This is a genomic window from Flavobacterium sp. UBA7663, assembly GCF_002483315.1.
Classification (GTDB): domain Bacteria; phylum Bacteroidota; class Bacteroidia; order Flavobacteriales; family Flavobacteriaceae; genus Flavobacterium.
Genome location: NZ_DLHR01000021.1, coordinates 1 through 7,348 on the forward strand (window position 1 = coordinate 1; position 7,348 = coordinate 7,348).

General features: G+C 34.3%; 11 protein-coding genes. 1 reads left to right on the plus strand and 10 read right to left on the minus strand.

What is annotated here, in order from left to right:
* Positions 1–148: 148 nt before the first annotated feature.
* The 4 genes from B2741_RS10355 to B2741_RS10370 all read right to left on the minus strand — a co-directional run bounded on the left by B2741_RS10355 (position 149) and on the right by B2741_RS10370 (position 2,552).
* Positions 149–499 (minus strand): hypothetical protein, encoded by a 351-nt coding sequence (locus B2741_RS10355; protein WP_291138578.1) that lies wholly within the window; start codon positions 497–499, stop codon positions 149–151.
* A 169-nt stretch (positions 500–668) separates the two neighbouring features.
* The gene (locus tag B2741_RS10360) at positions 669–1,190 is read right to left on the minus strand and encodes a hypothetical protein (RefSeq protein ID WP_291138580.1); all 522 of its coding nucleotides are present in this window, start codon (positions 1,188–1,190) and stop codon (positions 669–671) included.
* Between the two features lie 134 nt (positions 1,191–1,324).
* Complete coding sequence (locus tag B2741_RS10365; protein WP_291138582.1) at positions 1,325–1,714, minus strand: hypothetical protein; 390 nt, start codon at positions 1,712–1,714, stop codon at positions 1,325–1,327.
* Between the two features lie 199 nt (positions 1,715–1,913).
* The gene (locus tag B2741_RS10370) at positions 1,914–2,552 is read right to left on the minus strand and encodes an SGNH/GDSL hydrolase family protein (RefSeq protein WP_291138584.1); all 639 of its coding nucleotides are present in this window, start codon (positions 2,550–2,552) and stop codon (positions 1,914–1,916) included.
* Between the two features lie 201 nt (positions 2,553–2,753).
* Here B2741_RS10370 and B2741_RS10375 point away from each other — a divergent pair, with 201 nt between their 5' ends.
* Positions 2,754–3,056: a hypothetical protein gene (locus tag B2741_RS10375; protein WP_291138585.1), complete on the plus strand. Its 303-nt coding sequence runs from the start codon at positions 2,754–2,756 to the stop codon at positions 3,054–3,056.
* A gap of 109 nt (positions 3,057–3,165) precedes the next feature.
* On the opposite strand, the gene B2741_RS10380 is transcribed toward B2741_RS10375, so the two are convergent.
* The 6 genes from B2741_RS10380 to B2741_RS10405 all read right to left on the minus strand — a co-directional run bounded on the left by B2741_RS10380 (position 3,166) and on the right by B2741_RS10405 (position 7,301).
* Positions 3,166–3,639, minus strand: coding sequence for a hypothetical protein (locus B2741_RS10380; protein ID WP_291138587.1), 474 nt, complete (start codon positions 3,637–3,639; stop codon positions 3,166–3,168).
* Positions 3,640–3,856: 217 nt separating this feature from the next.
* The gene (locus B2741_RS10385; protein WP_291138589.1) at positions 3,857–4,162 is read right to left on the minus strand and encodes a hypothetical protein; all 306 of its coding nucleotides are present in this window, start codon (positions 4,160–4,162) and stop codon (positions 3,857–3,859) included.
* 174 nt (positions 4,163–4,336) lie between these two features.
* Complete coding sequence (locus B2741_RS10390) at positions 4,337–4,696, minus strand: hypothetical protein (RefSeq protein WP_291138591.1); 360 nt, start codon at positions 4,694–4,696, stop codon at positions 4,337–4,339.
* A gap of 533 nt (positions 4,697–5,229) precedes the next feature.
* Entirely contained in the window at positions 5,230–5,805 is a 576-nt protein-coding gene (locus tag B2741_RS10395; protein ID WP_291138592.1) for a hypothetical protein, read from the minus strand.
* A gap of 187 nt (positions 5,806–5,992) precedes the next feature.
* Positions 5,993–6,463, minus strand: coding sequence for a YcxB family protein (locus B2741_RS10400; RefSeq protein WP_291138594.1), 471 nt, complete (start codon positions 6,461–6,463; stop codon positions 5,993–5,995).
* Between the two features lie 172 nt (positions 6,464–6,635).
* Complete coding sequence (locus tag B2741_RS10405) at positions 6,636–7,301, minus strand: hypothetical protein (RefSeq protein ID WP_291138596.1); 666 nt, start codon at positions 7,299–7,301, stop codon at positions 6,636–6,638.
* Between the last annotated feature and the right edge of the window lie 47 nt (positions 7,302–7,348).

Below are 7,348 nucleotides of genomic sequence, written 5' to 3' on the forward strand. Positions count from 1 at the left end.
AAGCTTGCCTATAACGTTTCGCGGCCACGCGAAGTTGCGAAGCAAGCGAAACGAGTACTTTCCGCAAGATAGAGTTTATTCGTGAAAATGGAGCTGAAGCTACTCAAAACCAGCAATTTCTCGTGACCGCTGTTACCGGCTGCAACAATTAATGAACTTCGATTTTTTTAAGAATAACATTATCCAATTTCAACTTTTTGTTTTTTATAATTTGTAGTGAAATGGATCGATCATTTAAATATCCAGAACTCAATTGTTCAATTAATGATGCTTCCACGCATTCGAGCAAAACTTCATTACGATTGTTAACTTTCCATTTTCCATTACAAGAAGCATTGACTTCAAAATATCTTTTATTAAGCGTAAAGGTCGAATCCTTATTTAAGACTAATGAATATTGATAATCGGCACCAACTTTCTTATAATTACCGTCAAGAGGAAAATTACTCTTGCAGCTAGCAAGACACAATAAAAAGAATATTAAGATTAGCTTTGTCATTTTAGTAGATTCGATTTTCAAGTTGTTGCCGGTAACGTCCCGCGCACAGGCGACGTTGCGACCAAAGCGGAAACGAGTATTCTCCGCTAAGATAGAATTTATTCGTGAAAATAGAGCTGAAGCTACTGAAAACCAGCAATGATCGCTTGTGCGCTGTTATAAGCAGGTTTTACTCGGAACTAAAGCGATATTCATCTCCGCCATCTTTTGAACATGGAAGAAAAAATTTTTTTGGCAATCCTTTCTCAAAATTTATTGATAATCCTTTTCTCAAATCACAGTTCTTTGAGTTTGTCCAGCAAACAAATTTATTTTCGGTTATTTTAGAAGGCAATTCATATGGCATACCGACATTGTATTTTCCGACATACTTATTTTTCGTATCATAAATTTTTATATTGCTTGTTCCATGACAAGTACTTGCAGCACTAAAAACAAAAAAAGAACTTAGAACTTTATACTGTTTTCCATTTTTTGTCTCTATTATGCCTAAATACTTTATTGAAGTTTTATTACAGTCCTTTTTGTTTGTTAGGTTATAAATATATGACTTGCCAATATGTTCACTTTTCAAAGCGAGCAATTCATATTTTTGAAGTTTACTAAATTCCAAAGAATACCTATCAATTCCAGCAAAAGAGCTTAGAATTATAATGGACAAGATTATTGTTATATAACGGATGGTTTTCATAAACTTGCTTATAACGTTCCCTTACTATGCGACGTTGCGTTCAAAGCGGAACGAGTACTTTCCGCTAAGATAGAATTTATTCGTGAAAATAGAGCTGAAGCCACTGAAAACCAGCAATGATCGCATAGTAAGTGTTATAGGCTGGCGCAATTGTCGTCATCGTTATAATTCTTCAAAGCATCATCCAATTCTTTTATACAATCTGGAAGCGGATTTAAAACAATTTCTTTATTCAATTCGAGAACGATTTCAGATTTGATTTTACAGAAAATGCGTTCGCTTTCTTTATAAAAATGAAAACTTAAGTTGTCCAGATTTGGATTAGAAATATATAGAACATTTTCAAAATAGTATTTTTCAGCTCCGTAAATTATTGTCAATTTGAACAAACTTGGATCGGGATCTAATTCAATATTTACGGGATTAAGATTTTCAAAAAGCGGATATATCTTAGTATTCCAATTTCCTTGCGAGAAATGAATTTTTAACTTTTCGTCAAATTCTCCACTAACTATAACTTTCATACTAATTTCATTGTTTTTACCACGATTTCTAAGCGCTTGCCTATAACGTTTCGCGGACACGCGAAGTTGCGAAGCCAGCGAAGCGAGTACTGTCCGCTAAGATAGAATTAATTCGTGAAAATGGAGCTTAAGCTACTCAAAACCAGCAATTTCTCGTGACCGCTGTTGGCAGCAGTTCAGGATAAAGTGCCTGATTGGACTATAATTTTTCTAGAATTCTTTCAGCAATAAACTTCATTCCTTTGTCATTTGGATGCGCCGCCACAGCGTCATTTTCAAATTCGTCAATTGCTTCATAAGATAAATCGCCGTGTACCTCACTAATATCGATAAACTCATAACCATATTGTTCGCAGACATTTTTTTCAATCAAATCTTTTTCCTCATCATACCAGAAGTTACTTACAAGCATTACTCTAGTGTTGTTTTGTTTGTAACGCATTATCAATTCGGGCAACGTTTGCTCGAATTTTAAGAAATTCTCAGACCCAACATTTTCACCGAATTGTATAACCAACACGTCGATTTTTTTTGCAGGCGCGGGCGGAAACTCGGTTTCATCAAATTGAATTTCCCAATATGGAACTCTTAATTTTTCTACGTTATTTTTAATGGACAGAACCCCGCAAAAATCGTTTGTAGGTGATGACGCCGCCATTCCCCAATCATTAAACCATCCAATATCAGTAGAAGGAAGGTGGCTTGTAATTGAGTTTCCAATAACAACTATGTTTAACCGCTTTGGAATAACAATAACACTCAAACCTGGAGATGGATCAGTTGATTGACAAGAAACTGTCAATAAAAGAATATATAGTGCTATCAGAATTTTTTTCATTTTAGAGATATTAAATTTGACTTATTGCGTACTCGTCTCCGAATGAATTGCTGCCAACGTTTCGCGGACACGTGAAGTTGTGAAGCCAGCGAAGTGAGTACTTTCCGCTAAGATAGAATTTATTCGTGAAAATAGAGCAGAAGCAAGAGAAAACCAACAATTTCTCGTGACCGCTGTTACTTGAATGTCGCGACACGAAAGTTGAGCACGAAAGAACTGACATTAGAAAATCTACAAACCGAATCGCCAAAGTTCAAAAATGCATGGCATTTTTCCTGGAACACACAACGGACAAAGATTGCGAAAGATTTGACACAAGAATTTCGACAAATATTTTCCAGTTCAATATTGACGATCAGTTTCGACCAACTTTGGGATTTTAAAGAAATTCGCAATCGTGTTTTATACAAAGTGAAAAAAATGCGTTTACGAAATTCTCAAGCAAAACGCAATATTGGAGCGGGCGAGGAGCGATTTCAAGTAACGTCCCGCCGCCATGTCTAGTTGCGGCCAAGATAGCAGAGTAGTCTCGGCTACTGTGAACGAAGTTAATGAAATAGGAGTTTCCTTTGACACAATTGCAGCAATTAGTCATGACGGCTGTTAGCCGTGGTTATTGTACTCTTTCTAATAATCTATAATAAATTACATTTCCACTTCCATCATCTAAGCTCATGATTAATCGCCCTTTTTTCAGAAAGTCGTTTATGTCCTTGGCGAATAAATTAACCCCCCATAATTCTTGATAATCTTTAATTTCTTTATTGTCAATTGTCAGAAATTGACCTTTCAGTTCATAATTTGGAGTTTTTTCGCTTGGTAAAATGCTAAAGATTTCCGCTAATTGTTTTGAAGTATAATTTTCGTCTTCGTTAATCATCATTGAATATACTTTTCCATTTTCATAGAATGCAAACCATTGATATTTTTGCGGCCAAGGATTGACTTGATTCAGTTTATCTTCGCTAGGGATATCAATTTTCTTCCAAAATCCTATTAATTCTGAAAGAGAAGGTGGACCGCCAGCTTCGGATTTTTTTTCTTGACTAATTGCTGCGCATGAAAATATTAGACAAATTACTGTCATTTTTATTTTTCTAAAATCTGATTTCATTACTTATTGTTTATTGAGTTTCATTGATAATCACGGCTAACGTCCCGCGCACAGGCGACGTTGCGACCAAAGCGGAAACGAGTATTTTCCGCTAAGATAGAATTTATTCGTGAAAATGGAGCCGAAGCTACTGAAAACCAGCAATGATCGCTTGTGCGCTGTTAGCAGTTTTGCGAATGTAGTTTCAATTTTATTTTTGTAAATCAATTTCAGCTTTATTGATTTTCTTTCTATTCCACAACAAAAAAGATTTTTGTCCCAATTTGAACAATTTATCTTTTTCAACTTCATTTTTCAACGCCCATTTTATCCATTTTACGACGGCAAATTCCCAATATATCCAACCAATAGCGCAAGCAATAATAGCACATATATTAAAATTCAAATTACTTACACTAAGTATTAGAAACAAGCTGGAAAATATGATTACTGTTACAGGAACATTTACCCAAAATAAACCTTTTAAAACAATTTCGGAATCTTTTACTTTTTGCATATAAGTTATCTATTTATCGTTCCTGTAACGCATTACTGCTAACGTTTCGCCGCCATGTCTAGTTGCGGCCAAGATAGCAGAGTATTTTCCGCTAGTGAGAACGAAGTTAATGAAATTGGTGTTTCCGGCGACACGAATGCAGCAATTAGTCATGGCGGCTGTTGGCAGCAGTAATTAAGGGCTTACTATTGTTCGTTCAATTAGGTCTAACATTTTTATTTCGTTTGCTTTGTCTCTTTGGCCTAGAAGGTTTGTTAGTTTCACTTTTACTACAAATGATTTTCCATTTTCTTTCTTTTTGACTTTCATTTTTCCTGAAATTGCAATTGGTTTGCTACCGTAAAACGTATAACAATTTTCTGTTGACTTTTCTTTGTCAATTTGTAAGCAATTACCATTAGCACATGATGCTTCCCCACTAGTAAAAGCTTGTCTAGTGATTAATTTGCTTCGCGAATAATCATGGTTAATTTTCCTTGTTGTATAGCAACTAACCATTAACATTGCTAACAATAACGTAAATATTGATTTCATGATATTTTAGATTTAAAGTTATGTTCAGTATTATTGCTGCCAACGTTTCGCGGCTTTGAGAAGTTGCGGACTTACTGCCTGCGTTTTCTCCGCTACCGCAAACGAAGTTAATAAAAAGAAATATTCAATTACTACAAAACCCGCAATTTCTTAAAGCCGTTGTTACTTGCTGGCGCAAAATGGCATTTTCTTTTTTTTTCTTTTTTTGGATAAATTTCCGTTTAAGCTTTTTCCACGTAATCCCGCGCAAATACTGCGAAATCTATTTCCATCCTTTTTTTATGGATTGCATTTGCGCAAAATTCTAAAAAACGTGAATAAAAAAAGAAAAAAAAAGAAAATGCGACTCCAACTGCGTCATATAAGCGTTGCATTTTCGCAACGGCGCTTGCAAGTAACGTTAGGCCGCTAACCGAAGTTGCCGATGAAAGCGGGCTGAGTTCTCTCTGCCAAGATAATGTTTCTTCGTGAAACTGCAACTTCTGGCTAACGAAAATCGGCAATTTTGGTTAACGGCGGTTAGCTGAAGGCCGTTACCAATTGATTCGTTCCCAAATATCTCCTTTGAAAGTTATGTATTTTACAATTCCGTAGTTAACATCCCAATAAAGTATATTTGGACTATTTTCATTAGCTCCCGAAAATTGGGGTTTATTATAGATAAGCAAATAAGCATTCTCAATCTTTTTATCACTTAAAAATAAGGTTATCGATTGAGTTTCTGCATTATTATCAAGATAAAAATCTGAATACAAATATTCAAATTCCAAAGCATTTACTGGATTATAACTTGATTTACAAAGCGAATACATATATGCGGTTTCAGGTCTGTATGGATTTTTAATGTTTTTATTTTTGTATTCAATGTCAGCATGATGAAAAATAACCTCCATATCTATCATAGGTTCATAGTTTCGGTACTTCTTCTTATTGGTAATTATAGTAGTGTCTTTATCTTTTGTAAACAGATTTTGAAAAATAATTGTATCATTTTTTTTGTAAACATTGAATCCTGATAATTCTTTTTTAGTGAGTCGAGGTCTTTGGAGACATGAAGTCAAAGCCAGATTGACGATGAAAAATCCAATTATGAGAAATTTAAAATTCATTGTACATATTTTAGTTTTGATTTTTCAGCGGTTCGTTTCGGCTTTCAGCTAACGTCCCGCGCATAGGCGACGTTGCGACTAAAGCGGAAACGAGTATTTTCCGCTAATATAAAGTTTATTCGTGAAAACAGAGTTGAAGCAACTCAAAACCAGCAATGTTCGCTTATGCGCTGTTGTGTGTTCGTGCTTATGAATTAATTTTACTTATGATATTTTCTTTAAACCAATTCCTATCGGATTCTGTTTTGAACGCTTCATTTGGCACATAGATAAATTGAATTTTAGACAGGTAAAGCAAGTAATCATTTTTTAGCTTTAAGTATTTGACGAAATGTTCAGTTAAAATTGTACTAGACGTTCCGTCGCTAAGAATAGCGATAATTCTATCATTGAAAATTTCGTATTCTCTTTCAAGTAAATAAGATTTATTGTCTTTTGAATTTGCAAACCGCCAATATTGGAAAACAATAAGCAATGGATACAAGATAGTAAAAGAAATTATAAAGACAGAATTAGCATCTCCTTGTCCAGTTGTGAAAACCAGCATTCCCATTAGTATCATCAAAATGATAAACCACCATCTTTTTCTCCAATATATTTTTAGCAAGGTCGTGAAAACCGTATTGGTCGTTAATTTAATTTTGTTTGTCTTAATCATTTTTAACTCTACGATTGTTTTTAGCATGACACACAACGTCCCGCGCACAGGCGACGTTGCGACCAAAGCGGAACTGAGTATTTTCCGCTAAGATAGAATTTATTCGTGAAAATAGAGCCGAAGCTACTGAAAACCAGCAATGATCGCTTGTGCGCTGTTAGGCGATGGCAATTTATGTCTTTATTGAATCTTCAAAATTTTTCTTTAATAAAGCCAACTCAGGTAAATGGTTAAACAATTCTTCCAAAAACTTTAAAGAATATTTGTAAAAATGATTTATCGCATTATTATTTAGTAAATCAACTGTATTTGTTTGAGGAGTAAAAGTAAGATCTAATAATTTCTTTTCTTTTAAATATTCAAAAATCGGCTTGAACTTGCTCGAACATTCTGCACCTGTTTTTGCGTTTTCTGTATAATATTCAATCTGAATTACGTTTCCGTGAACGAGCAAATTTCTGAATTTGAAAAGTAGGGATATGCTTTTCCAAACATCTGGAGTGATTTTGGATGATAACTTTTGACCAAAAATAATTTCAAAAAAATCAACATAATTTGCCCATGTTGCACCATCAAGTTTTTTATCAAAATATTCAACTACACAGACTTCAAATCTTGTTTTTGAATTGATACGAGTATAAAATATCTCAGTTTGCATTTCAAAAACCATTCCTTCTATAAAAGTTGCAAGTTCAATTATAATAGAGGAATTTATCATAGAAATTAAATCAACTTTTTCTATTGAATCCAATAAGTTACGTTGCTCAATTTTCCAATTAATTAAGGTTGGATAATTAATCCAAATATGATTGTCATCATAAAAAAAGGTACTTTTCATAGTTGCATTTTCATTTGCTTTCGCCTAACGTCCCGCGCACAGGCGAC

What these genes read in the sequence shown, in the direction of transcription:
- B2741_RS10355 (WP_291138578.1), bottom strand. Translation starts at nt 499, where the DNA reads ATGACAAAGCTAATCTTAATATTCTTTTTATTGTGTCTTGCTAGCTGC.
- B2741_RS10360 (WP_291138580.1), bottom strand. Translation starts at nt 1,190, where the DNA reads ATGAAAACCATCCGTTATATAACAATAATCTTGTCCATTATAATTCTA.
- B2741_RS10365 (WP_291138582.1), bottom strand. Translation starts at nt 1,714, where the DNA reads ATGAAAGTTATAGTTAGTGGAGAATTTGACGAAAAGTTAAAAATTCAT.
- B2741_RS10370 (WP_291138584.1), bottom strand. Translation starts at nt 2,552, where the DNA reads ATGAAAAAAATTCTGATAGCACTATATATTCTTTTATTGACAGTTTCT.
- B2741_RS10380 (WP_291138587.1), bottom strand. Translation starts at nt 3,639, where the DNA reads ATGACAGTAATTTGTCTAATATTTTCATGCGCAGCAATTAGTCAAGAA.
- B2741_RS10385 (WP_291138589.1), bottom strand. Translation starts at nt 4,162, where the DNA reads ATGCAAAAAGTAAAAGATTCCGAAATTGTTTTAAAAGGTTTATTTTGG.
- B2741_RS10390 (WP_291138591.1), bottom strand. Translation starts at nt 4,696, where the DNA reads ATGAAATCAATATTTACGTTATTGTTAGCAATGTTAATGGTTAGTTGC.
- B2741_RS10395 (WP_291138592.1), bottom strand. Translation starts at nt 5,805, where the DNA reads ATGAATTTTAAATTTCTCATAATTGGATTTTTCATCGTCAATCTGGCT.
- B2741_RS10400 (WP_291138594.1), bottom strand. Translation starts at nt 6,463, where the DNA reads ATGATTAAGACAAACAAAATTAAATTAACGACCAATACGGTTTTCACG.
- B2741_RS10405 (WP_291138596.1), bottom strand. Translation starts at nt 7,301, where the DNA reads ATGAAAAGTACCTTTTTTTATGATGACAATCATATTTGGATTAATTAT.